Source organism: Lacticaseibacillus sp. 53-4 (assembly GCF_016861805.1).
Classification (GTDB): domain Bacteria; phylum Bacillota; class Bacilli; order Lactobacillales; family Lactobacillaceae; genus Lacticaseibacillus.
Window position 1 is genome coordinate 73857 of the sequence record NZ_BOLT01000002.1, and the last position, 22677, is coordinate 96533.

24 protein-coding genes are annotated in these 22677 nt (G+C 58.5%); 7 read left to right on the forward strand and 17 right to left on the reverse strand.

Translation table 11 applies throughout. The features are described from left to right. Positions 1-28: 28 nt before the first annotated feature. Positions 29-577 carry a GNAT family N-acetyltransferase gene (locus JUF21_RS01260; protein ID WP_203624030.1) on the reverse strand — a complete coding sequence of 183 codons (549 nt, stop codon included), beginning with the start codon at positions 575-577 and terminating at the stop codon, positions 29-31. 136 nt (positions 578-713) lie between these two features. Between JUF21_RS01260 and JUF21_RS01265 the strand changes: the two genes are divergently transcribed. Together JUF21_RS01265 and JUF21_RS01270 are read left to right on the forward strand one after the other, a co-directional pair. Continuing rightward, entirely contained in the window at positions 714-998 is a 285-nt protein-coding gene (locus tag JUF21_RS01265; protein WP_125755299.1) for a DUF1827 family protein, read from the forward strand. A gap of 42 nt (positions 999-1040) precedes the next feature. Then, the gene (locus JUF21_RS01270) at positions 1041-2093 is read left to right on the forward strand and encodes a MucBP domain-containing protein (protein ID WP_203624029.1); all 1053 of its coding nucleotides are present in this window, start codon (positions 1041-1043) and stop codon (positions 2091-2093) included. A 61-nt stretch (positions 2094-2154) separates the two neighbouring features. Here JUF21_RS01270 and JUF21_RS01275 read toward each other — a convergent pair whose 3' ends face one another. From JUF21_RS01275 to JUF21_RS01290, 4 genes are all read right to left on the reverse strand, one after another. Continuing rightward, positions 2155-2979, reverse strand: a complete 825-nt coding sequence (locus JUF21_RS01275) for an SseB family protein (protein ID WP_203624028.1) — start codon at positions 2977-2979, stop codon at positions 2155-2157. A 19-nt stretch (positions 2980-2998) separates the two neighbouring features. Next, complete coding sequence (locus tag JUF21_RS01280) at positions 2999-4576, reverse strand: peptide chain release factor 3 (protein ID WP_203624027.1); 1578 nt, start codon at positions 4574-4576, stop codon at positions 2999-3001. A gap of 144 nt (positions 4577-4720) precedes the next feature. Further along, positions 4721-6058, reverse strand: a complete 1338-nt coding sequence (locus JUF21_RS01285) for a hemolysin family protein (RefSeq protein ID WP_203624026.1) — start codon at positions 6056-6058, stop codon at positions 4721-4723. A 72-nt stretch (positions 6059-6130) separates the two neighbouring features. Then, positions 6131-7270, reverse strand: a complete 1140-nt coding sequence (locus JUF21_RS01290) for an AI-2E family transporter (protein ID WP_203624025.1) — start codon at positions 7268-7270, stop codon at positions 6131-6133. A gap of 76 nt (positions 7271-7346) precedes the next feature. Here JUF21_RS01290 and JUF21_RS01295 point away from each other — a divergent pair, with 76 nt between their 5' ends. Further along, positions 7347-7781, forward strand: coding sequence for a GNAT family N-acetyltransferase (locus JUF21_RS01295; RefSeq protein ID WP_203624024.1), 435 nt, complete (start codon positions 7347-7349; stop codon positions 7779-7781). A 24-nt stretch (positions 7782-7805) separates the two neighbouring features. On the opposite strand, the gene JUF21_RS01300 is transcribed toward JUF21_RS01295, so the two are convergent. The 5 genes from JUF21_RS01300 to recX all read right to left on the reverse strand — a co-directional run bounded on the left by JUF21_RS01300 (position 7806) and on the right by recX (position 11304). After that, positions 7806-8420: a TMEM175 family protein gene (locus JUF21_RS01300; protein ID WP_203624023.1), complete on the reverse strand. Its 615-nt coding sequence runs from the start codon at positions 8418-8420 to the stop codon at positions 7806-7808. A 22-nt stretch (positions 8421-8442) separates the two neighbouring features. Further along, positions 8443-9078, reverse strand: coding sequence for a sugar O-acetyltransferase (locus JUF21_RS01305; protein ID WP_203624022.1), 636 nt, complete (start codon positions 9076-9078; stop codon positions 8443-8445). Further along, complete coding sequence (locus JUF21_RS01310) at positions 9065-9580, reverse strand: hypothetical protein (RefSeq protein ID WP_203624021.1); 516 nt, start codon at positions 9578-9580, stop codon at positions 9065-9067. Before JUF21_RS01310 ends, JUF21_RS01305 begins: the two co-directional genes overlap by 14 nt. A gap of 315 nt (positions 9581-9895) precedes the next feature. Beyond that, on the reverse strand, positions 9896-10432 hold the full coding sequence (locus JUF21_RS01315; RefSeq protein WP_125755279.1) for a DUF402 domain-containing protein: 537 nt from the start codon (positions 10430-10432) through the stop codon (positions 9896-9898). Between the two features lie 74 nt (positions 10433-10506). Beyond that, a complete protein-coding gene (recX, locus tag JUF21_RS01320) occupies positions 10507-11304 on the reverse strand; it encodes a recombination regulator RecX (RefSeq protein ID WP_203662622.1) in 798 nt (265 codons plus the stop codon). An 87-nt stretch (positions 11305-11391) separates the two neighbouring features. On the opposite strand from recX, the gene JUF21_RS01325 reads away from it, so the two are divergent. After that, positions 11392-12912 carry a helix-turn-helix domain-containing protein gene (locus tag JUF21_RS01325; protein WP_203624019.1) on the forward strand — a complete coding sequence of 507 codons (1521 nt, stop codon included), beginning with the start codon at positions 11392-11394 and terminating at the stop codon, positions 12910-12912. A gap of 6 nt (positions 12913-12918) precedes the next feature. Here JUF21_RS01325 and JUF21_RS01330 read toward each other — a convergent pair whose 3' ends face one another. Both JUF21_RS01330 and JUF21_RS01335 read right to left on the reverse strand, forming a co-directional pair. Continuing rightward, complete coding sequence (locus JUF21_RS01330) at positions 12919-13092, reverse strand: hypothetical protein (RefSeq protein WP_164506270.1); 174 nt, start codon at positions 13090-13092, stop codon at positions 12919-12921. A 9-nt stretch (positions 13093-13101) separates the two neighbouring features. Continuing rightward, positions 13102-13479 (reverse strand): hypothetical protein, encoded by a 378-nt coding sequence (locus JUF21_RS01335; RefSeq protein ID WP_203624018.1) that lies wholly within the window; start codon positions 13477-13479, stop codon positions 13102-13104. Positions 13480-13561: 82 nt separating this feature from the next. Here JUF21_RS01335 and rlmD point away from each other — a divergent pair, with 82 nt between their 5' ends. Together rlmD and JUF21_RS01345 are read left to right on the forward strand one after the other, a co-directional pair. Beyond that, a complete protein-coding gene (gene rlmD / locus JUF21_RS01340) occupies positions 13562-14929 on the forward strand; it encodes a 23S rRNA (uracil(1939)-C(5))-methyltransferase RlmD (protein WP_203662624.1) in 1368 nt (455 codons plus the stop codon). Positions 14930-14941: 12 nt separating this feature from the next. Beyond that, complete coding sequence (locus JUF21_RS01345; protein WP_203624016.1) at positions 14942-15418, forward strand: nucleoside 2-deoxyribosyltransferase; 477 nt, start codon at positions 14942-14944, stop codon at positions 15416-15418. Positions 15419-15482: 64 nt separating this feature from the next. Here JUF21_RS01345 and glf read toward each other — a convergent pair whose 3' ends face one another. The 5 genes from glf to JUF21_RS01370 form a co-directional block, all read right to left on the reverse strand. After that, a complete protein-coding gene (gene glf / locus JUF21_RS01350) occupies positions 15483-16592 on the reverse strand; it encodes a UDP-galactopyranose mutase (RefSeq protein ID WP_203624015.1) in 1110 nt (369 codons plus the stop codon). Positions 16593-16720: 128 nt separating this feature from the next. Further along, positions 16721-18457, reverse strand: a complete 1737-nt coding sequence (gene spxB / locus JUF21_RS01355) for a pyruvate oxidase (RefSeq protein WP_203662626.1) — start codon at positions 18455-18457, stop codon at positions 16721-16723. 217 nt (positions 18458-18674) lie between these two features. Further along, positions 18675-19841, reverse strand: a complete 1167-nt coding sequence (locus tag JUF21_RS01360) for a hydroxymethylglutaryl-CoA synthase (protein WP_203624013.1) — start codon at positions 19839-19841, stop codon at positions 18675-18677. Next, positions 19842-21074, reverse strand: coding sequence for a hydroxymethylglutaryl-CoA reductase, degradative (locus tag JUF21_RS01365; protein ID WP_203624012.1), 1233 nt, complete (start codon positions 21072-21074; stop codon positions 19842-19844). After that, positions 21071-22249, reverse strand: a complete 1179-nt coding sequence (locus JUF21_RS01370; RefSeq protein WP_203662627.1) for an acetyl-CoA C-acetyltransferase — start codon at positions 22247-22249, stop codon at positions 21071-21073. The genes JUF21_RS01365 and JUF21_RS01370 overlap by 4 nt, the downstream gene beginning before the upstream one ends. Positions 22250-22377: 128 nt before the next feature. On the opposite strand from JUF21_RS01370, the gene JUF21_RS01375 reads away from it, so the two are divergent. Then, positions 22378-22674 (forward strand): hypothetical protein, encoded by a 297-nt coding sequence (locus JUF21_RS01375; protein WP_203624010.1) that lies wholly within the window; start codon positions 22378-22380, stop codon positions 22672-22674. Positions 22675-22677: the final 3 nt, after the last annotated feature.

A 22677-nucleotide genomic window follows, 5' to 3' on the forward strand; every position in this document is an offset into this window, starting at 1 on the left:
AGCGAATGCCTCGCTTAGCCCCTTTTGACTACTTGCGCAAGATTTTGGAGCCATACCACGGATAAAACCAGCCAGTGTACCCGCGCATCAGCGCATCGAACTGCGCTGGCGCAAAACGGCCGTTGCGGGCCATGGTGTCATAGGCCACCCCGAGGTCGACCACCTGGTAAGGCTGCAGCACAAACCCGTTGCGTTGGTAAAACGCCAGCCGGGAGCGCCGCTGCCGAACATTTGAGGCGGCGTCATCTTGCGGCTCCAGGGCCAGCACCAAGGGCCGCCCATCAAAGCGCGCCGCCAGCCGGTCCAAGATGGCCGAGCCAACGCCCTGCCCGCGCACGGTCTCCGCGGTCGCCAGAAAAATCAGGTACGTCAGGGCTTTGGTCGTCACGGTAAATGTCAGGCCAACAAACCGGGCGCCGTCGTGCCACGCTAGAAAATCAATGCCTGCCCGCCTGCTGTTGGCGAGCAGCCACACCAGGGGGACTTTTTCCTCTTTAGGAAACGCGCGCTGGTACAACTTGAGAACGGGAAAATAATACCGACTCGCCGGCCGGACCGGTTCACTTTGCAGGGTCATGACTGTCGCCTCCTGCCTCCAGTTTAGCAAACTTGGCGGCGAGCGGCGAAATTCACCGGCGGCGCAGAAACTTTTGGTTTTTCCGGCCGGTTCACTTATAATGAAGACAGGAAACTAGAGACTGGGGGCATTAATTATGCGGTTGATCGATATCACCAATAGCTACCCGCACCTGGTGGCGCAACAGCTCGCCCATACCGACACGAACTACATTAAAGTCTATTCACTTGGCAGCACCACGGTGATTTACACGCGGGCGGCCTCTCATGATGAGCTGCTGTTCACCAATGATAAGCGCAACATCAAAGATGCTGAGATCGCCTTTGCGCTGGATAAGTTGGCCCACGTCGCCTTTGCGGATGTCAACGTCATTCACGGCGATAAGCTCGCCGAAGTATCGCTGGCAACCGAGGAATTCTAAAAAAAGCCGGCAGTTGCCGGCTTTTTTTGCATGGAGGACACCATGGGCCTGTTTCAATCACTTGCGAACTGGTTTAAGCGCCGCCCGCGCAAAACTGCGAGCAAGACGCCAAACCCCACATCAACTTCAGCCCGACCGGTGCGCGCTGCGGCCAGCCAGCCGCAACAGGCAAATGCCTTGCCGCCGGCGACCGGTGCGACCAGCCGCTATGTTAGTGTCGCCATTTATTACCGCGAGCGCGGCAGTGCTGCCGAACTGCGACGGCCCAGCATTGTGCGCGGGCCGATCGGTGCGCGGCTGAACATTGCGATCCCGCAAATTGAAGGCTACGAGCTGTTTTCCGTCACGAACTATCTGACGCGCTTTCCGGCGAGCCAGGCGGTCGTCTACCTGCTTTACGATCCACACGTCGCCGCCCCAGTCGCGGTGTATCACCGCGATGAAACCGGCCGCCTGCTGGCTGCGCCAACGATGCTGGTCGGCCGGCTCAACGCGGCATTCACGGCAGAACCTTTGCCCGCCTTCAAGGACCACGCCGTTCCAAGTGCGCCGCAGCGCGGCCGCTTCACGCACACCGCCCAAGTGTTGCACTTCACCTACCAGCTGGGGCCAAGTCTCACCTACGCCGACCCGCAAAGCGCGTACGTTGAGTTGCGTCAGGCCAAGCCGGCCTACCCGACCCCGGTGAAGGCGCAGGTCTATGCCACCATGCTGCCAGCTGGCTCGTTTTGGCGCGTGTTTGGCCTCGCCAAGAATCAAGCGGGTGAAGTCTTCCTGGATCTTGGCGGCAGCCAGTGGATCACCACTGCGAACACGCAGCCGCAAAACAGCAATCCGTTCCTGCCTGGGCCGACTCAGCTCAAACTCACCACCGACCGTGTCAGCTTTAACGCCCAGCCGCTTCAAGCCGTCGGTCAGGTCAACACCAGTGGGTCGCTGACGCGCTGGGCCAAGCCGTATGGCCAGCGCCTGAAGCCCCTGGCCGCGGGCGCGACGGTTGCCCTGCTGGCCACTGTGTATGGCACCGACGGCAGCCGCTGGTACCGCCTGAGCGACGACTCGTACGTGCTTGCCAGCCTCGTTGATCTGCTCTAACTCAGACATGCAAAAGGCCACGGTCATCCGATAATTGGGACGACCGTGGCCTTTTAACGTGCTACGCTTTGAAAAACGGCTCAATACCTTCGACCATCGGCTGGCTGTCATCGTCCAGCGGGACAACCGACAGCTGCAGATCGATCGACGCCAGCGCCTTGTCGCCGCGTTCGCCCAGCTGCTGGGTCAACGGCCGCAGCTGCTCGTCTGCCATGCCTGCCGCATCCAAGATCAAGACTAGGTGTTCGGTGCCATCGTAGCTCAGCACGCGCAGCCAGCCCTGCTTAACGCCGCTGCCCTTCAGCTCGCCTTGCAGCATATCCTCAAAGCCGTCTGGCAAGTGGTCAGGCTCGGACACAGCAACTTTGACCTCATTGTTGTCGGCGTGGTGCTGCTTCTGCTGGTTGGCCAGGTCAGCTAGGGTCTCCCGGGAGAAGTAGATATTGTCGGAGAACGGGTTGATCGCAATGCCGTCGACTTCCTGGTTTTGGTCGATCAGCTCGGCCAAATCGGAGAACGCGATCGGCAGGATGGACGCCTGATCGACGTTTTGCTGCAGGTCGTGCTGACTCCAGTTGTCGAACAGCGAGTTAACTTCCTGCCAGTCGGTGAACACCGGCTGAATGTTTTGCCTGTCTTCACTGGACATCAGCGGAAACTGCATCTGCACGTCCTGATCGACCTGCGCGCGGCCGTTTTCGTCCGTCTTGATCTCCTGATCGGCCAGCACGACCATCAGCAGCGTCGCGTGGTCCACCAGTTCGGACAGAAAGTCACTCATGTTCTCATCGTTATTGTCCAGGGAAAAAGTCCGCCACTTGCCCAGCAGGTCATCATTGGTGATACTGCGCGCGGCCTCATTATGTTTGTTTTCTGATTCTGCCATTGTTCAGCTTCCTTTCTGCTTACAGCTTGGCTGTCAGCTTGACGTCCGGGTACTTATCGGCAAACCACCGCTCGGCGTACTGATTTTCAAACAGGAACAGCGGCAGGCCCTGCGAATCCTTGACCAGCAAATTGCGGCTGGACGACATTTTCTCATCCAGCTGGTCGGGATCGATCCAGCGTGCGACCCGGCTGCCGATCGGCGTCATCACAACTTCTGAGTTGTACTCATTTTGCATGCGGAACTTGAACACCTCAAACTGCAGCTGGCCGACCGCACCGAGGATGTAGTCGTTGGTGGTGTAGGTGCGATAAAGCTGCACCGCACCTTCCTGGACCAGCTGTTGCATCCCCTTGTGGAAGCTCTTTTGCTTCATGACGTTTTTTGGCGTCACGCGCATGAACAGCTCCGGGGTGAACTGCGGCAGCTTCTCGTATTCCACCGGGTCCTTGCCGGCGTAAATCGAGTCGCCGATTTGAAAATTACCGGTGTCGTACAGGCCGACGATGTCACCGGCCACGGCGGTTTGCACCTGCTCGCGGGTGTCGGCCATGAACTCGGTCGAGTTGTTCAGCCGGAGCACCTTGCCAGTTCTTGCCAGCGTGACATCCATGCCCCGCTCGAACTCGCCGGCGCCGATGCGGACAAAGGCAATGCGGTCGCGGTGGTTCGGGTTCATGTTGGCCTGGATCTTGAAGACAAACCCGGAGAAATTCGGGTCGGTCGGACTGATCTCACGCCCGTCTCGCAGCTTGTGCGGCCCGGGTGCCGGCGCCATGTCAACGAAGTGCTTAAGGAAGGTCTCAACGCCAAAGTTGGTCAGCGCGGAGCCGAAGAACACCGGCGTCTGGTCGCCTTTCATCACCTTTTTCAGGTCGAATTGGTTGCCGGCGTCGTTGAGCAGCTCAATGCTGTCCAAGGTGTCGGTGTAAACCGAGTCATTGGCCAGCGGCTCGCTGGGATCCAGCTTGCCGTTCTCGTCCAGCGGCAGGTACTTTTCGCCTGCCTCGTTTTCGCGATACAGCTCGATACGGTGGTCGACGCGGTCGTACAACCCGGCCAGGCCCTTGCCCATGCCCATCGGCCAGTTCATCGCGTAACCTTCAATGCCCAGCAGGTCTTCCAGCTCAGCGATCAGGTCCAACGGCTCCCGGCCGTCGCGGTCCAGCTTGTTCATGAAGGTAAAAATCGGAATGCCGCGCTGTTTGACGACCTTGAACAGTTTCTTGGTCTGGGCCTCGATCCCCTTGGCGGAGTCGATGACCATGACCGCCGCGTCGACGGCCATCAGGGTGCGGTACGTGTCTTCGGAAAAGTCCTCATGCCCCGGCGTGTCCAAAATGTTGATCTGCTTGCCGGCGTACTGGAATTGCAGCACAGAGCTGGTGACCGAGATCCCGCGCTGCTTTTCAATGGCCATCCAGTCCGACTTAGCGAAGTGGCTCGACTTTCTGCCCTTGACCGTCCCAGCCTCGCGGATCACGCCGCCGAACAACAGCAGCTGCTCGGTGATGGTGGTTTTCCCGGCATCAGGGTGAGAAATGATGGCAAAAGTGCGGCGCTTGTCTACCGCGGCTTTTAATTCTTGTGGTTTCATAAGTGGTCCTTTCAATTGCGGTAGTGACAGACAATGGCCGCTTGCTACATTGGGAAAACCGTCCTTTCACGAAAAAAGTCCCAGTCAATGGGACCTAGTCTTCTCACCATTATAAAGAAGAACGCGCGCTTCTTCAATCAAACATTACGGCTCGCTGGCTTCACTGGCCGAAGCTGCTTTGACGGGCAGGTGCAGATGCACGTTGACCAGCCGGGAATTTTCAATTTTGCCGGACGTCAGCGTGCCGCCGGGAATCGGGACGGTTTCCTGCTTGTGGGTGCTGGGAATAACGCCGAGTGCGTTGATCACGTAGCCGGCAATCGTGTCAACATCCGGCGCCTGCAGGTCCGTGCCAAAGGCCTCGTTGAAATCGCTGAGCGTCATGCGGCCGTTCACCAGGTAATCGTCCTGGTCCAGCTTGGTGTAATTGACCGTGGTGGCATCAGACTCGTCGTCGATGTCGCCGACGATTTCCTCCAGCAGGTCCTCAATCGTCACCAGGCCGACGACCCCGCCATACTCGTCAAGCAGGATGCCCATTTGCTGGTGGCGAATGCGCATCTCAGTCAGCAGGTCGTCAATACTGATGGTTTCCGGCACAAACAGCGGGTCGGTCATGATGTCTTCCAGGCGGACCTGGGCGAAGCCGACCTTGCGCGCCTGACTCAGCAGATTTTTGATGTGCACGATCCCGACCACGTTGTCCTTGTCTTTTTGATAAATCGGGATGCGCGAGTACACATTGCCCAAAATTGCGTCAATGGCGGCTTGGTCCGGCTGGTCAGCGTCGACCATGAAGGCGTCGATCCGCGGGACCATGACCTCGCGGGCCAGCTTGTTGGACAGGCTGATGATGCCTTCCAGCATCGCGTACTCATCCGGGTCGATGGCCCCTGACTGCTTGCCGCTTTCGATCATCGCGGTCATTTCCTCACGGGTCACCTGATTTTGATCGGTGTTGAACTTAATTGGGGTGAGTTTCAGCAGCAGGTTGGTCGACGCTGACAGCAGCCAGACAAACGGGCGCAGTGCCACCCCAATCACGGAAATCGGGGTGACGGCGGCCTTGGCCACCTTTTCCGTCATTTGCAGTGCCACCTGCTTGGGGTAGAGCTCGCCGAACACCAGCGAGAAGTACGACAGCATCACGGTAACCAGCAAGACTGCCAGCTCATGCGCAAAACTCACGTTGCCAAACCACGGCTCGATGCGCCCGGCCAGCGTGGTGGCCGCCGAAGCCGACGCAAAGAAGCCGGCGAAGGTGATGCCGACTTGAATCGTCGCCAAAAAATTGGTGGAGTTGTTCATGATCTTCAGGAGCTTTGCCGCCTTTTTGTCGCCGGCCTTGGCCTGGCCCTGAATTTTGCTGCGGCTCAAAGACACCACCGCGATTTCTGCGGCCGCAAAGCACGCGTTGACCACGGTTAAAATTACGATCAAAAGCAACTGGCCCCATAAGGCCCCGCCTGAATCACCACTCATAAACTGTTCATCCTTTCGCCGCGCTGTTGATAACTATAATTTTACCGGCTTGACCGCTGACCCGGCAAGCAATTAAGGTTTGGGCTGCTGGTCAGTCGGCTTGGCCAAAAGCGGCTCTTGGGCCGCCTGGTTGCGGTGGAATCGGTAAAGCTCCAGCGCATAGGTCAGCAGCGTTTTGATCACCGCGTAAACTGGTACCGCCAAAATGGTGCCTAAAATGCCCCAGATGTTGCCCGCCACCAGCAGAAGCACAATGATGGTCAGCGGATGAATATTGAGACTGCGGCCAATCACGTTCGGGTAAATCAGGTTCCCGTCGGTTTGCTGTACGATCAGCACCACCACGATCACCAAGGCGACCTTGCCCCAGCCGACGGTCAGGGCAATCAACAGCGCCGGGGCGATCCCGATGTACGGGCCGAGGTACGGAATGATGGTGACAACGCCGGCTACGAACCCGAGCAGAAACGCGTAAGGCATGCCGATAATCAAATAACCGATGAAGGTGAACGTGCCGACGAACAGACACTCAATGGCCTGCCCCGCAATGTAATGCGACAGCGTCTGGTTCATTCGGGTGAAAACGGTTTGAATCTCCTCGCCGTAGCGGTCCGGCAAAAGCCGCTGCACTGCCGGCACGAAGCGGTTCCCATCCTTCAGCATGTAAAACAGCAGCACAGGGATGGTGATTGCGCCGATCACGACCGACGCGACGGAGCCAATCAGGCCGGGCACGCCCGCCGAAAAGTCGCCCAGCACGTTCTGCAAGATTTTCGCCGGTTCGACCTGCATCTTGCTGACCAGCTTAGCCACCCCAAACTTCTGGTACCAGCGGTAATGCGACAGCTGAGTCAAGTCGTCGCGCAGTTCGCGGACAAAGCCGGGCAACCCGGAGATCAGTTGCGTGACCTGGTCGATCAGGTTGGGAATGATGGTCGCCACCAGAAACCCCAGCAGCGCCAGCACTACCACAAAAATCAGCGCAATGGCGGCCGGCCGCGGCAGCTTCAGCTTGCCCAGCCAGTTGACCAGCGGATTAAACAGGTAGAACAAAAAGCCGGCCGCGATGAACGGAATCAATAATGTCGAGAAAAACGTCGCGATCGGTTTGAACAAAAAGCTCAAGTTCGTCAGCCCGATGATTAACGCCACGATGATTAAGGCTTCAAGCGACCAGAACATGAGTTTAGATTCACGGATTTTCTGAAACACTATTCACACCTTCTTTCGGTATGGTCTATAATACACGCATTACCCTATAAACCAAAACAGGAAGTCGATACTGAAGATGGAATTCAAAGTTAGCACCGATACCAACAGCTCAGTTTACCAAGACGCGCTCGCCATTCGCACCACCGTCTTTGTCAAGGAGCAGCACGTGTCACCTGAACGCGAGGTCGACCAAGACGAAGCCAAGGCCACGTACTTTGTCGCCTATGATGACGGGCTAGCCGTGGCCACCGCGCGTTTGCTGCCGGCCGATTACGGCTTTCACGTGCAGCGCGTCGCCGTTCTGGCCCCGTACCGTCATCACGGCGTCGGCAAGGTGCTGCTTGAACACCTCGCAGACTACGCTGAGGCCCATGGTGCTCACGAACTGCGCTTAGGCGCCCAGGTCCAGGCGGTCGGGTTTTACAAGGCGCTGGGTTACACGCTCACCGAAAAGCCAGAATTTTTGGACGCCGGCATTCGCCATCGCGAGATGCACCGCATTTTTGCCTAAACACACGAAAAAGGTCGCCATTTTTTACTGGCGGCCTTTTTCATCGGGCAAAGCGCGGCTTTGATGCACATGGTGCTCAATGCGGCGCTCGGGGCGCACCCACAACAATAGCAGCAGCACATCGATGATGATGGTCAAACCTGGCCAGATAAACGCGGCCAAAATCGCGATCACATTGCCGCCAATCGTGACGATCGGTTTGTAGTAGCCCTGCCCGAGCAAGTCTTTGAGTGCCGCATTGTGGCGGTCGGCCCGGATCAGCGTCTGAATCAGCAGCCAGTACGTGACGTCGGTGGCCAGCACCACGAACCCGTAAGTCATCTCTGGTGCGCGCGCCAGCACGTGAGTGGCACCCACCCAGTCTGTGGCAAACGGGAAAAACGAGGCCGCAAAGAGAAACAGGATGTTGGCCCACAACACACGCCCGTTGATCCGCTTGACCAGCAGGAACAGGTGATGGTGATTGTTCCAATACACCGCCAGCGTGAAGAACGACACGAAATAAATGGCAAAAATCCCGCGCATCTGCCACAGTGCGGCCCAGCTGCCAGTGCTTGGGGCGTGCAGTTCCAAAACCATGATTGTGATGATGATGGCGATCACACCATCGGTAAAGGCTTCAAGCCGATTTTTGGGCATCCGCGCCCCTCCTCATGCCAGGTTATTCTGTTGGAGCCTGCGTCGTCATGTCCGCGAGGTAAGCCTGCTGCTTGGCCTGCCAGAACTGAGCGTCAGCATCCGTAATCGGCCGCATGACCCGGGCCGGATTGCCGACCACGACCACCGAGTCGGGCACGTCCTTGGTCACCACGGCACCGGCGCCGATGACGACATTGCTGCCAATGGTCACCCCAGGCAGCACAGTGCATTCGCCGCCAAACCAGACATTATCGCCGATCGTGATCGGCTTGGCGTACTCGAGCCCTGCATTGCGCACATCAGTATCGATCGGGTGCGCCGGCGTCAGCAGACTCACGCGCGGTCCCATCAGCACGTTGTCGCCGATGGTGATTGGCGCCACGTCCAGCAAGATGGGATCGTAGTTCGCGTAAAAGTTTTTGCCGATACTGATGTGGCTGCCGTAGTCGACCTGCAGGCGCGGCTCGATGTAGCCCCCTTCGCCAAAGGCCTTGAAAAGTTGCGTGAGGATCGTGCGGCGGCCCGCCTGGTCGGCAACGCTGGTGCGATTGTATGATTCGGTGAGCAGCCGGCTGCGCATGCGCGCCTGGTGCAAGTCCTCGGCGCCGGCATCGTACAGCCGACCGGCGAGCATTCTGTCATGATCAATCGAACTCATCGTAGCCCTCCATTTGGTCCTTGTTGATGTACAGCAGGTAGTGCACCTCACTGACTTGGCCATCCACCACCGGATACGACTCCAGGTAATACGGATTATCGGTTTGGCCAATGTGAGCAGGAATTGTGAAGCCGGCTTTTTCCAGCATCTCAAAGCCCTTCCCAACTGTGGTTTGCACCGGCAGCTGGTTGAGCACCCCGTTGACCGGGTCCTCCGCCTTGCCCACCGTCCCGGCCGGCAGCGGCACAGCTTCCAGCCCTGCCGGCGCGTCTACGCCCACCGGGGTCAGGCTGCCGATCCAGTACTGAAAATTGCCGTACGGGGAAAACACGACTAGGTAGGTCCGGTTGGGCTGCTCGCACAAAGCGTCCAGCTGATCAAAGTAGCCGGCGCCTTCAAAATCCTGCCAGGCCGGGTAAAACGTGCCCATCTGGTCGCTGCTTTCGGCGGTGTACACCCGGCCAACAAACTGGCTGGCGGGTTGATCGATCAATTCTGTCATGATTTATCCTCCATCACAAGGCGCGGGCTGGGCCGCGCTTAATCGGGTTCCGACTGACAACGCGCGAATGTCTAGCAAGGACTGCCCTAACGCCCGCTCCGCGGCCGCCAGGGCAGTCCAAGCTAGCCATCGTGCTAAAGGCCAGAGTCTTAACGCCATAATCGGGCTCGGACTGACAACGCACGAATGTCCAGTCAGGCCCGCCCCAACGCCCGCTCTGCGGTCGCTGGGACAGTCCAGACTAGCCATCGTGCTAAGACCGTCAGTCCTCACACCTTCTTACAAAAACAGCGCGAGTGTTCCTCGCGCCGAAGCTTACACCCGGTGAGACAGTTGCAAGTACCGGTTGTACCATAAATCCACATAAGCCGCTGAAAACGGCCCTTTGCCATGGTTGATCCAATCGACAAGCACACGCACGTTGGCCTTCAAGATGCGGTCAGTGGTTTGCGGGTATTGCCATTTACGGCTGTGTGCCTCGTATTCATCGACGTCGAGCAGGCGCTTCTCCCCATCCGGGAAGACCTTCACGTCCAAGTCATAGTCGATATATTTCAGCGCTTCCTGATCCAACACGGAAGGACTGGCGAGGTTGCAATAGTAAGACACGCCGCCTTCTCTGATCATTGCGATCACATTGAACCAGTAATGTTTATGAAAATACACGATTGCCGGCTCACGCGTCAGCCATCGTCTGCCATCGGATTCGGTCACCAAAGTGTGATCGTTACAACCGATAATTGCGTCTTCGCTGGTCTTGAGGACCATGGTATCCCGCCATGTCCGGTGCAAGCTCCCATCGTGCTTGTAGCTCTGAATGGCGACATAATCGCCTTCCTTAGGGATTCGCATTGGGTTATCCAGCTTTCAGCATTATCTTTTTGTCCTTTCAAGTATAACAGAAAGGCCAGGCGCCAGCTAGGGTCCTACTCGTCCTCCTCCAGCCGCGCGAGCGCCGCATCGATCGCATCGTAGTCAAACCCCTTGCGCACCAGGGCCTGCTTGACCCGATTGCGCCGATCAAAGCCGGTGTACTTCCGTTTGAGGCGCCACTGTTTTTCGACCTCACGGGTCAAAAGGTCGGCCTCCTGCTCCGGATCAGGTTCGAGATGTAAATCGGCCAGCGCGGCGCTGGCCACAGCACCCTCGAACCCTTTTTGCATCAGGGCGAGGCGAATCTTGGCTTGCTGATCCTTGAAGGGCTTGTGCTGGGTGCGGCGGGCCGCTTTTTTGGCGACGCGATTGGCCACCGTGCGCCACTGGTCAGCCGTAACGTGTTCCACCGCCTGGGCGGCGATGTCCGGGTGCACGCCTTTTTCCCGCAGACGGGCTTCGACCTGGCGCGGTCCGCGCTCGCCCATTGAGAGGTTGTCGCGCACCAAAATATCGGCGTACTGCGCATCGTCCAGCAGGCGAATGGCCTTGAGGTGATCCGTGACTTGTTTGATGACTTCCTCGGGCACCTCGTCTTGCCGCAGCCGGTCGCGCACTTCATGCACCGTACGCGGCTGGTGGCTGATGAAGTTCAGCGCCGTGGCATTGGCCACCGCTGCCACCTCAGCCGCCTGCACCGCCTTGACGTCCTCCGGTGCCAACTCAAGCCCCTTGATCAGCCGATACTTGACCAGAGTGCCTTCGCTGACGGCAAACGCATACTTGCCGTCGAGGAAAATATTGTACCTGCCACGGCGTTTCTGGGCAGAAATTTTAGTAATTGTTTGCATCTGGCGACCTCCTCAAAAGAATTATTCCATGACTTGTTATGGTACAATATAACTTAATTAAAGTGTGTCGATAAAGGGGTGGATGGTTTGTTCGAAGATTATTTCTTTGATAAGCGGACAACGACCACTTATCAGGTCTTTCGACTAATGAAAGCCCACGCAACGACTAACTTCACCATTAACCGGCTGACTCAGGAATCCGGCCTCAGCTACTCGCAAACTTATAACGCCTATCAGGAAATCATGGCCGACGTTCAGGAAATGTATCCCGGCAAGCCGGTGACCAACACCAGCGAGGGCTTCACGCAGGTCGCCGGACCGCTCACGGTCGACGAGTACCGCTTCCACCTGTTGAACCAGTCAATGGCCTTTCGCTTTTTCGATTACGCCTTTCGCACCGGCGCCGCCAACGTGCACCAGTTTTGTGCGACCACGGCGACCAGCATCTCCACCCTGCGCCGGCGGATTGCCCCATTTCGGCGCTACATGCAAGGCAAAGAGATTCGCCTTGACGCCAGCACGTGGGCGCCGGATGGTTCCGAAACCCAAATTCGGCTCTTGATTTTAACCTTTTACCTGCTCGCTTACCGAGGCGTGGGCTGGCCGTTTTCCGAGGCCGCCTTCAAGAAGGCCAAGGCCGCCTTTGATTTGCTGAATCAAAAACGGCGCGGCGGTCTTTATACGCCAACGGCCGTGCCGAACAAGCAAGACTTGATGATCCTAGCAATCCAGGCCATGCGGATCCGAAGCGGACACGTGGTTTCGCCAAGTGAGCAGCTGCCAGCGCTGTTTGCCCCCGATGACACCAGCCGCCAAGTGTACAGCACTGCACACTTCCCTGACCTCAGTCCGGCAGCCCTGGAATGTGAGCGGAATCACTATGACCTTTGCCGAATGCATTACGTGTCGATGCGTGAGACGCTGACTGCACAAGATCAAATTATTATGGAGCGGCTAGCCGTGCCAGACACGCCGGTGCACCGCTTTGCCCAGGGGTTGCTGGACTTCCTGCTGGCGGCCTGCGATCCGAGCACGCCCGAGGCCAGGCCTGAAAATCACGCTGTGCTGCTGGCCAACCTGCACCGCATCGCTTTTTCCTACCTGAACTTGGACGGCCGTTTTGCCACGCGGCTGGACTTTCTCAACCGTGATGCCAACGAGGCCAAAAAAGGCCGCCTGCCGGCACTGATCCGCGAGTACTTCGACCAGCTCCAGCCCGAGGCAGTCGGTGCGCTGGCCGAGTACTACAGCACCATGTACCTGCAACTCTACACCGTCATCGCGCCTGACTTTCCTGAGCTGAATGTTGACCACCAGCTCAAGGTGACCGTGATCGTGGATGAGGGCACCTTTATGAGCCGCGACCTGTTCACTTTTCTCAAGGGACTGCACTATGTCAAGCTCATACCTCCGGATGCCCAAAAGCTGCCGGATGTCATCATCACGACCCTCAACACCAACGGCGTGCTGGACCGTTACTATTCCGCTGAGCGGCTGGCCCGCGTGCGGGTCATCAATTGGCAGCTGGCGCCGGAACAAGATGATTTCTACAACCTCATGAACACGTTGTACAAGGTGAGGCCGCAAATGTTGGCCGCAAGGGACTGATTTCAATCAGTCCTTTTTATTTGGCCGCGGGCGCAGGGCGATTTTGGCGATAACCAGGACCACCACGGCGACGAGCAGCGCGATCAGCACGACCACGTTGTTCAGCAAGTACCCGATAATGCCAAACGCCAACAGTATCAGCAGCACGATTAAAAAGCCGTTCCCATTTAGTAAATTCATCTCGCGCCCCTACCGGTGGACCGGCACTGCCCGGTACCCGTTGAAATAGTTGACCGCCTCAAAAATGATCAGTGCGATCACCACCAGCACCGTTAACACGGTGTTCGAAATCGCTTTGAAGTACCACACCGCCGCAATCAACACGACCAGGGCAATCATGTATGCGTAAACCAGGTTGCGATTGGGTTCGAGCACGAAGCTCGCGTCCGGCGACTGAAAATTCAGCTGATGCGTGCGCGAATAGTGCCCCACCTTGAACGTCACCGTATCGCCGCGGCGCACGGGCAGCGTCATCTCGGTGCCGGTCATCAGTTCCTGAACCTCGCCGTTGTGTGTGATGTAAGCGACCATTTTTCTTGAAGAATTTGATGCTAGTCTGATTTTCACGGTTGTTTCCTCCTGCAAGAATTATACCCGAGTTGGTGCACCCGTGCCATGTCCGCTATAATACGGGCAAAGGAAGTGCCACATGGAAAACACAGTGCAAGTCGGGACTCGCTTCCCGCTGACGATCAAGCGACTGGACATTAACGGTCGTGGAATCGGTTACTACAAACGCAAAATCACCTTTGTTGAAGGCGCGCTGCCTGGCGAGGTCGTTGTGGCGCAAGTGAGCGCCGTCCACGACCGCTACCTGGAGGCCGTCACCCACCGGGTGAAAAAAGCCTCGCCCAATCGCGTGAAGCCCGCTGAGCCGCTGTACGGCCAGATCGGCGGCGTCGAGCTCAACCACCTCGCCTACCCCGCCCAGCTGCAATTCAAACGGGATGTCGTCGCGCAAAGCCTGGCTAAGTTCAAGCCGGCCGGCTGGCAGCATTACGAGCTGCGCCCCACGATTGGCGCGGCCGACCCGACGCATTACCGCAACAAGGCGCAATTTCCTGTCCGGGTGATCGACGGCCACGTGCGCGCCGGCCTGTACGCGCCCCACTCGCATCACCTGGTGCCGCTGACCACGTTTTTGACCCAGCGGCCAAAGACCATGCAGGTGGTGACTGCCCTGTGCCAGCTGCTTGAGGAGCTGGCCGTGCCGATTTACGACGAGCAAAAACACGCCGGCATTATCAAAACGCTGGTGGTGCGTGAATCCGCCGCCACCGGCGAGGTCCAGGTCACGTTCGTCACTAACTCCCCTAAGCTGCCGCACAAGGCGCAGCTTTTGGCGGGCATCTCTGCCCAGCTGCCTGATGTGGTTTCAGTGTCGCAAAACATCAACCCCGGCGAGACCTCGCTGATCTGGGGTCCGGAGACGCAGCTGCTGGCCGGTCAACCCTACATCACCGAACAGCTGCTGGGCCGCAATTTTGAGGTCTCCCCGCAGGCCTTCCTGCAGCTGAATCCGGCGCAAACCGAGGTCCTGTACACTGAGGCGCTCAAGGCCTTGGATCTGCGGCCTGGCGCCAAGCTGGTTGACGCCTACGCCGGCATCGGCACCATCGGCATCAGCTTGGCCAAGGCGGCCGGTGAGGTGCGCGGCATGGAGATCATCTCCGCCGCCGTTGACGACGCCAACCGCAACGCCAAACTGAACGGCGTCACGAATGTCCACTACGAACTGGGCACCGCCGAGGACCTGTTCCCGCAGTGGCTCGCGCAAGGCTTTAAACCCGACGCCGTGATTGTCGATCCGCCTCGGTCTGGCCTCGAGCGGCCATTCATCGACGCTTTGCTCAAGGCAAGGCCGCAGCAGTTCGTCTACATTTCCTGCAACCCGTCGACCTTGGCCCGCGACCTGGTGCCGCTGACCCGTGCCTACCAGGTCGACTACATTCAATCCGTCGACATGTTCCCGCAAACGGCGCGCTGCGAAGCCGTTGTCAAGTTCACGCGAAAGTAAGGAGGACCCTTCATGAAAATTTATTTTGCCAACGCCTTGTTCAGCGAGGCCGATTTTGCCTTTAACGCGCAGCTGGTGGCCAAACTCCGCCAGGCCGACCCCAGCTTGGACATCTACCTGCCGCAGGAAAATGCCAGCATCAATGACAAGAACGCCTATGCGGATTCCAAGATGATCGCCCAGGCGGACACTGACAAAGTCCTGGCAGCCGACCTGATGATTGCAATCTTGGACGGCCCCACCATCGACGTCGGCGTGGCCACCGAAATTGGGGTCGCCTACGCCAAGCACATCCCCATTCTCGGCCTTTACACCGACTCGCGGCGGCTGGGCGCCACCAACCAGCAAAAGCTGGCCGCGCTCCAAGACGTCGCAGAGAATCAGTTCCATTATCTCAATCTCTACACGGTCGGCCTGATCAAGCTGAATGGAGAGGTGTTCACCTCGACTGAGGCCCTCATCCAGGCGGTGCTGAAGCGCGCCCAGTAACCAAGCAGACCAAAATGAGGCTGCCCAGTCGCAATTGACTGGGCAGCCTCTTTTTACTTTTCTCTTACTTGTCAAAGTGCGCCAAGAACTGCAAGGCCGCCGCGATGACTTGATCCATGTTGTAGTAACGGTACATGCCAAGCCGCCCGCCAAAGGTGATCTGCGGGAAGTTTTCAGTGGCGTAGTTGCGGTACTTCGTGAACAGGTGGTCGTTGTCCTGATTGTTGACCGGGTAGTACGGTTCCACGCCGCGCGACCAGTTCTGCGGGTACTCGTGCGTGACCACGGTCTTACCCTTGTTGCCGGCGCCGAACTCGAACCACTTGTGCTCAATGATCCGCGTGAACTTAGTGTCGCCGTCGGTGTAGTTGATGACCGCGTTGCCTTGATAGTTGTCCTGATCGAGGACCTGCGTGTCAAAGCGCAGGCTGCGGTATTCAAGCTCGCCGAAGCGGTAATCGAAGAACTCGTCGATCATCCCGGTGTAAATGATCCGGTCGTAGTCTTTCAGGTAGGCGTCCTTGTTCGCCAGAAAATCGGTGTTGAGCTGGACTTTAACGTTCGGGTGATCGAGCATTTTCTCGACGATCTGGGTGTAGCCGCCGATGGGAATGCCCTGGTACGGGTCGTTGAAGTAGTTGTTGTCAAACGTGAAGCGCACCGGCAGCCGGCGGATGATGAAGCTTGGCAGCTCCTTGGGGGCGCGACCCCACTGCTTGGCGGTGTAATCCTTGATCAGCTTGGTATAAATGTCTGTGCCGACCAGCGAAATGGCCTGCTCCTCGAGGTTCTCAGGCTTTTTGCCGTTCAGCACCGCGCGCTGCTCAGCAATTTTGGCTTGCGCCTCCGCCGGAGTGATCACGCCCCACATTTTGTTGAATGTGTTCATGTTAAATGGCAGGTTGTAAAGCTCGCCCTTGTAGTTGGCGACGACCTCGTTCGTGTACCGGTTGAAGGCCGCGAACTGGTGCACGTAATCCCAGACCTGCTTGCTGACCGTGTGGAAAATATGTGCGCCGTACTGGTGCACCTGAATGCCTTCGACTTCTTTGGTGTAAATGTTGCCGGCAATGTGGTCGCGCTTGTCGATGACCGTGATGTCATCGCCGCGCTTGGCCAACTCGTTGGCGCTGACGGCACCGAACAGCCCCGCCCCTACGATCAGAATCTTCATTTTTTCTCAACCACCTTCACGGTTACTATAACTACCAATATACCACAGTGCCCGGACCACCGGCCGGTCAGGAATGGTCATGAAAAAGAGCTGGCAACAAACTGCCAGCTCTCAAAGAAGCCAATAAATTACTTTTCCTCGTCGGCCAGGATCTGGCGGAACGGAATCAGGCTCTCGGCGTGATACTTCTTGACGAAGGCATCGACGGCCGCAGGGTCTTGCGTCTGCTTGTCCAGAACTAGCTGCTCAACAGGAATTGGCCGCAGGTCGGAGATCTTGACATCGATCACGACCGGCCCCTTGGCGTCCTTAGCCTTGGCAAAGGCCTCCTTCAGCTCGGCCAGCGTGTGCACCTCAAAGCCAGTGGCACCCAGCGCTGCGGCCGCAGTGCCGTAATCGGCATCGATCAAATCGACCCCGGAGTGCGGCTGCTTGGTGTCGTCCTGCTCGGCCTCAATGAAGCCCAGGGACTCGTTGGTCAGGACCACGTTGATGATTGGCATGTGGTACTTGACCTGCGTCAGAATGTCCTGCATGACCATCGCAAAGCCGCCGTCACCAGAAATCGACCATACCTGGCGATCCGGGTATTCCGCCTTGGCGCCGATGGCCGCCGGCAGGGCGTAACCCATCGTCGCGTACCAGCCGCTGGTGGTGAAGCGCTGGTGCTTGTCGGTGTTCAAATAGCGCATGCCGTTGATAGTGACATTGCCGACATCGACTTGGAAAATCGCGTCGTCAGTCGCCATGTCATTGATCTGCTTGAAGACTGGCTCAACGCGCAGCGGCGTCTCATCGTCGTCCTCAAACGACTTCATCCAGTCAGCCCAGTTCTGTTTGTTCTTCAGCGCGGCCCGGTACCAGCCAGTTTCAGGCTGCTGGGCGATGGCGTTGGTCAAAGCGACTGCCGTCTTCTTGGCATCAGCTAGGATGGCCACGTCAACATGGTGACGGCGGCCAAACTTGGCGCTATCAATGTCGACTTGGATGTACTTGGCCTGAGGGCCGATGAAGAAGCTCTGGAACGGCATGTCCGAGCCCAGGAACAGCACTGCATCTGTGTTTGATGCAATTTCGATCCCTGGCTTGGAGGCCACGCGCCCGGCGGAGCCCATGTTAGCCTTGTAGGAATCCGGGATAATTCCCTTGCCAAGCGCAGACGTCAGAATCGGCGCATTCAGCTTTTCGGACAAGGCAATAATCTCCTCGCGCGCACCGCGGGCGCCGTTGCCGACGTACAGCAACGGGTGCTTCGCCTCGGTCAAAAGCTTGGCCGCCGCCGCGATTTTTTCTGCTGGCGGCTCTGGCAGGAGCGGCTTCTGGTAGTCCGCTGCGCGAGAAACATAATTGTCCTCAATTTCCTGCCAGCCCAGGTCCTTTGGAATCGTGACGACTGCCACGCCGCTCTTGGCGTAGGCCTGCGCGATCGCGTCATCGATCACGGCGGGCAGCTGCTCGGCGGTCATCACGGTGCGGTTGTAGACAGAAACATCCGCAAACATCGGATTCTCGTTCATTTCCTGGAAGAAATTGGTGTTCATCGCACTCGTCGGCACCTGGCCAACCAGCGCGAGCACTGGCACATGATCCCACTGCGCGTCATACAACCCGTTCAGCAGGTGGACGGCGCCAGGGCCGGCTGAGCCAAAGGTCACACCGATCTTGCCAGTCACCTTGGCCTCACCGACCGCGGCCAACGCGCCAACTTCTTCATGGCGTACCTGAATGTAGTTCAGCGTGTCCTTGCGGTTATAAATCGCGTTCATGGTCGAGTCAAAAGACCCACCAGGCAACCCGTAAATATTTTTGACGCCCCAACTTTCGATAACCTTCAGTCCAGCGTCTGCTGCATTGATTTTTGTCATGGTCTCGCCTCCAGAATTATTCTACTTACGTTTAATAAGTATTGACGTCTTTTAGTATACGCAAACAGCTTACCAAATACAAGCAAATTTAAATGAACACCGTTAGCCATACTTTAACACACGCTGTGGCCACGCTTACACCAAATCGCCTCGCCACTTTTTGACCTAACTAAGCCGAAAAAAACCGACCAGCAGCAACGCTGATCGGCTTCACTTGCTATCGGGCCCGGTACTGGCGCTCTTGGCCGGTCACGCCGGTCAAAATAAACGGGCCGGCGTAATAGTCGGGATTGGTTTGGTAATCCGCCTTTGCATACGGGACGGCGTCCTGAAAAACGCGCTCGTACTCGGCAATGCTCAAAGCGCGCCGGGCGTTCAGTGCGCCAACATGCGCGGCGCCGTGCAACTGTTTTTCGAACCCTTCGACAAGCACCGCCGAGAAGAACTCCCCGACCGCCCCGGAACCGTAAGAGAACAAGCCCAGCCGGTCGCCAGCGGCCAAGCTGCTGTCATTTTCCAAGAGCGACAGCAGCCCCAGGTACAGCGAGCCGGTGTAAAGGTTGCCAATGCGCCGACTGTACTGAATGCTGTGATCAAAATGCATGAGCAGGTCCTGCTGCTTGGCTGCATCTGCTTCCGGCAGCACCTGCCGCAGCGCCTTGAGCCCCATTTTGGTGTAAGGCAGATGGAAGGTCAGCGCCTTGAAGTCAGCCAGCCCTAAACCGGTGGTCTTTTTATAAGCGGCCCAAGCCAGCTGGAAGAAGCGCAGGTACTGCTCGGTAGAATACTTGCCGCGGGCCAGCGCCTGGTCCGTGTACACCGGCCGCCAGAAATCACCAATGTCCTCAGCATGCACGGCGGAATCGTCATTGATGACCAGCAGCCGTGGTGCCGCACTGACCAGCATTGCGACAGCGCCGGCGCCTTGGGTGACCTCGCCGGCCGTATTCAGGCCGTAGCGCGCAATGTCGGCGGCGATCACCAGTGCCTGCTTGGTCGGATGCACGGCCACGTAATCGCGCGCCATCATCAGCCCAGCGGTGCCGCCGTAACACGCCTCCTTGATTTCTAGCACCCGCGCCGTCTGGGGCAGTCCGGTCAGCTTTTGAATGAAGAGCGCGCCGGCCTTGCTGGCGTCGACGCCGCTTTCGGTGCCCAGGACGATGAGGCCCAGGCGCTCCGCATCAATACTGGCCTGAATCTGCTGGACTGCCGCAGCGCCCATGGTGACGACGTCCTGGCTGGACGGCGGGACGGCCTGCTCATCCTGGCCGATCCCGATCGTGTATTTATCCGGGTCGACGCCGCGCACCTCAGCCAGCTGCCGTAAATCAATGTAAAAATCCGGGCTGTATAGCCCCAGTTGATCGATTCCAATGTCCATTTACTGTTTCCCCCTAAGCTCGTTCAACAGTTGTCTGGCAGAAGTCAGGTCGCGCGCCTCTGGTGTGAGCTTCGCCGCGACGGCTTCGATCTCAGTGCCAGTCGCCCCGGCCGCCATTGCCAGCGCCCGGGCCTGCAGCGCCATGTGACCGGCCTGAATCCCCGGTCCGGCCAAGGCGCGCAATGCGGCCAGATTCTGCACCAGCCCCAGCGCGGCGAGACTCATCTGCAAGTCGGCGACAGTGTCAAAGCCGCCAAGGCGCAAGGCCGCTTGCGCCTTGGGCAACGCGCTGATGGCACCACCCACCACCCCGACCGGCAAGGGCAGTTTGATTCGTCCGACCAACTGATCCCCTTCGAGCTGCCAAGTGCTGAGCGGTTGCCCTTTGCTGTAAGCACTGATCGCGGCGGCCACCGCGCGCGTGTCGTTGCCAGTGGCAAGCACTGAGGCGTCAATCCCGTTCATGATGCCTTTGTTATGCGTCGCCGCGCGCATCGGATCGCTTTGCGCCAAATCACTCAGCGCCGCGATTTTTGCGGCAATGGCAATGCCGTTCCCTGCTTCGGTCGCGATCGTCGCCGGCGAGAGCGTCACCTCGGCACGCACCAACTCGCTGCTGCCGTTAGTCAAAATCGCCACCAGCGCAGGGTGATCGAGCAGCCCAGAAGCCGCAGTCGCCACCGCCTCGGCAATCGTGTTGGCCAAATTTGCGCCCATTGCCAGACTGGGATCGATGGTCAGCTGGATCACGAAAAAACGGCCGCGGCGAACACACGTCAATTCCTTGAATCCGCCGCCGCGCTTCACCGCAGAAGGGTGAGCCGCCGTAGCCGCCGCAAACAGCAGCGCGCGGTGCTGCGCCATCACGCGTTCAGCGTCACCATTGTCGGCCAAGCCGTCAAACACGACTTCAGCAATCACCCGGTGCGGCTCAGCGCTGGCCTTCACCCCGCCGTTCAGATTGGCCAGACGAGCGCCGTTACTGGCGGCCGCGACGACGGACGGCTCTTCTGTCGCCAGCGCGACCTGGCGCACCACCCCATTGACGGTCAGATTCCGTGCAACGCCGATCGGCAGCGCGTACTGGCCAATCTGGTTCTCACTGAGATTGGCCGCCACATCGGCGTGCAAGCCCGGCGCGGCCAGGCACTCGGCGTCTTGCGCCGTCAGCGCGCCTTCCGCGATCAGCTGCGCCCGCCGCTCCTCTGGCGTTTGCTCGTAAAATTTCGTCATGGCCGCGCCACCTGCATGGCCACACCGATGCCACCGCCGACGCAAAGCGCCGCGACACCGGAATGCTGATTTCGATTTTTCAGCGCGTAAAGCAGTGTGACCAGCACCCGCGCGCCGGAAGCGCCGAGCGGATGGCCGAGCGCCAGCGCACCGCCGTTCACGTTAAGCTTGGCGGGATTAAGCGCCAGCTCATTAGCCACAGCGATACTTTGCGCGGCAAACGCCTCGTTGACCTCAAACAGGTCGATTGCATCCAATTGGGAACCAGTTCGCTTCAGCAGTTTTTCAATCACGCGCTTGGGCGCATAACCCATGAAATTCGGGTCGATGCCGCCTTCGCTGTAGCTGCTGATGGTCGCGAGGTATGGAATCCCCTCCTGGTCCGCCAAGTCCTTGCGCATCAAAATCAGCGCCGCGGCACCGTCGTTGATGCCGCTGGCGTTGCCGGCGGTGACTGTGCCTCCCTGCTTGAAGGCCGGCCGCAACTTGGCAAGCTTCTCCAGGCTGGTATCTGGGCGCGGTCCTTCGTCCTGGCTAACGACCACGGCGCCGCGCTTGATTTTCACCGTCACCGGCACGATTTCGTCGACAAACGCCCCCGTTTGCTGAGCGGCGACGGCCTTTTGGTGTGAGGCAAGGGCAAACTGATCCTGGGCCTCGCGGGTCACGTTGAACTGATCGGCGACATTCTCCGCCGTGATGCCCATCGGCAGCCCGGTGAAGGCATCGGTCAGGCCGTCGCGCATGACGCCGTCAACCAATTCGACGTTGCCCAGCGCGTGGCCGGCTCGCATTTTCGTCGTGTAGTACGGCGTCTGGCTCATACTCTCCGTGCCGCCAACCAGCACAACGTCCGCATCGCCGAGCAGAATCGCGCTTTGGCCAAGCCGCACCGCCTTCAGCCCCGACCCGCAGACTTCATTGACCGTCATCGCCGAGCTCTCTGTCGTCATCCCCGCCTGAAGCGCGATCTGACGGGCCACGTTCTGGCCACTGTTGGCCTGCAGCACGTTGCCGAACACCGCCTGATCGATACGGTGCGGGTCAATGCCTGCGCGCGCAATGGCCGCCTTGGCCGCAGCCGCGCCCAGCGCCACGGCGGATTCCTGCGCCAGCGCGCCATTCAACTTACCGATCGGCGTGCGGGCTGCACTGACGATAACCACTTCTGTCATGAAATCGCTCCTTCGATTTTCGCTTGATAACAATTATACACGGCCGGCCGGACCGACAGCTTTGGCCTTAAGAAATCTTACAAAATGGCCGCCTTCAGGTAGAATGGAGAGGAAACGGAGGCGGCGTTATGCGTGTGATCGATCTGCTGGCCTTGATGGCCGACCAAGATAAAAAAACGCCGGTCCAGTTGCGGGCCGACGGCGTTCAAAGCAATTTTGATAAAATCTTGACGGCGGACGCCAACGAGGAGCGCCAAGCGATCCTCGTGCCCAAGTCCTCAGGCCACCCGCGCCACCTGTGGGAGCTGGCCGTGCTGCTGGACCAGCCGGGCCTGCGCACCCGCTACCTTTATGTCCAGGAAAAAGCCGGCAAGCGGCCGCTGTTTGGCACCCAACAGGTCGCCGGCGTGCTCGTCATCAACTGAACT

Bases quoted from the DNA above. Each gene is read 5' to 3' on its own strand.
- recX (WP_203662622.1), bottom strand. From the start codon at position 11,304: ATGCAAACAATTACTAAAATTTCTGCCCAGAAACGCCGTGGCAGGTAC.
- JUF21_RS01270 (WP_203624029.1), top strand. From the start codon at position 1,041: ATGGGCCTGTTTCAATCACTTGCGAACTGGTTTAAGCGCCGCCCGCGC.
- JUF21_RS01370 (WP_203662627.1), bottom strand. From the start codon at position 22,249: ATGACAGAAGTGGTTATCGTCAGTGCAGCCCGCACGCCGATCGGTAAG.
- JUF21_RS01275 (WP_203624028.1), bottom strand. From the start codon at position 2,979: ATGGCAGAATCAGAAAACAAACATAATGAGGCCGCGCGCAGTATCACC.
- JUF21_RS01285 (WP_203624026.1), bottom strand. From the start codon at position 6,058: ATGAGTGGTGATTCAGGCGGGGCCTTATGGGGCCAGTTGCTTTTGATC.
- JUF21_RS01260 (WP_203624030.1), bottom strand. From the start codon at position 577: ATGACCCTGCAAAGTGAACCGGTCCGGCCGGCGAGTCGGTATTATTTT.
- glf (WP_203624015.1), bottom strand. From the start codon at position 16,592: ATGAAGATTCTGATCGTAGGGGCGGGGCTGTTCGGTGCCGTCAGCGCC.
- rlmD (WP_203662624.1), top strand. From the start codon at position 13,562: ATGGAAAACACAGTGCAAGTCGGGACTCGCTTCCCGCTGACGATCAAG.
- JUF21_RS01300 (WP_203624023.1), bottom strand. From the start codon at position 8,420: ATGCCCAAAAATCGGCTTGAAGCCTTTACCGATGGTGTGATCGCCATC.
- JUF21_RS01315 (WP_125755279.1), bottom strand. From the start codon at position 10,432: ATGCGAATCCCTAAGGAAGGCGATTATGTCGCCATTCAGAGCTACAAG.
- spxB (WP_203662626.1), bottom strand. From the start codon at position 18,457: ATGACAAAAATCAATGCAGCAGACGCTGGACTGAAGGTTATCGAAAGT.
- JUF21_RS01365 (WP_203624012.1), bottom strand. From the start codon at position 21,074: ATGACGAAATTTTACGAGCAAACGCCAGAGGAGCGGCGGGCGCAGCTG.
- JUF21_RS01345 (WP_203624016.1), top strand. From the start codon at position 14,942: ATGAAAATTTATTTTGCCAACGCCTTGTTCAGCGAGGCCGATTTTGCC.
- JUF21_RS01265 (WP_125755299.1), top strand. From the start codon at position 714: ATGCGGTTGATCGATATCACCAATAGCTACCCGCACCTGGTGGCGCAA.
- JUF21_RS01295 (WP_203624024.1), top strand. From the start codon at position 7,347: ATGGAATTCAAAGTTAGCACCGATACCAACAGCTCAGTTTACCAAGAC.
- JUF21_RS01305 (WP_203624022.1), bottom strand. From the start codon at position 9,078: ATGAGTTCGATTGATCATGACAGAATGCTCGCCGGTCGGCTGTACGAT.
- JUF21_RS01360 (WP_203624013.1), bottom strand. From the start codon at position 19,841: ATGGACATTGGAATCGATCAACTGGGGCTATACAGCCCGGATTTTTAC.
- JUF21_RS01330 (WP_164506270.1), bottom strand. From the start codon at position 13,092: ATGAATTTACTAAATGGGAACGGCTTTTTAATCGTGCTGCTGATACTG.
- JUF21_RS01375 (WP_203624010.1), top strand. From the start codon at position 22,378: ATGCGTGTGATCGATCTGCTGGCCTTGATGGCCGACCAAGATAAAAAA.
- JUF21_RS01310 (WP_203624021.1), bottom strand. From the start codon at position 9,580: ATGACAGAATTGATCGATCAACCCGCCAGCCAGTTTGTTGGCCGGGTG.
- JUF21_RS01280 (WP_203624027.1), bottom strand. From the start codon at position 4,576: ATGAAACCACAAGAATTAAAAGCCGCGGTAGACAAGCGCCGCACTTTT.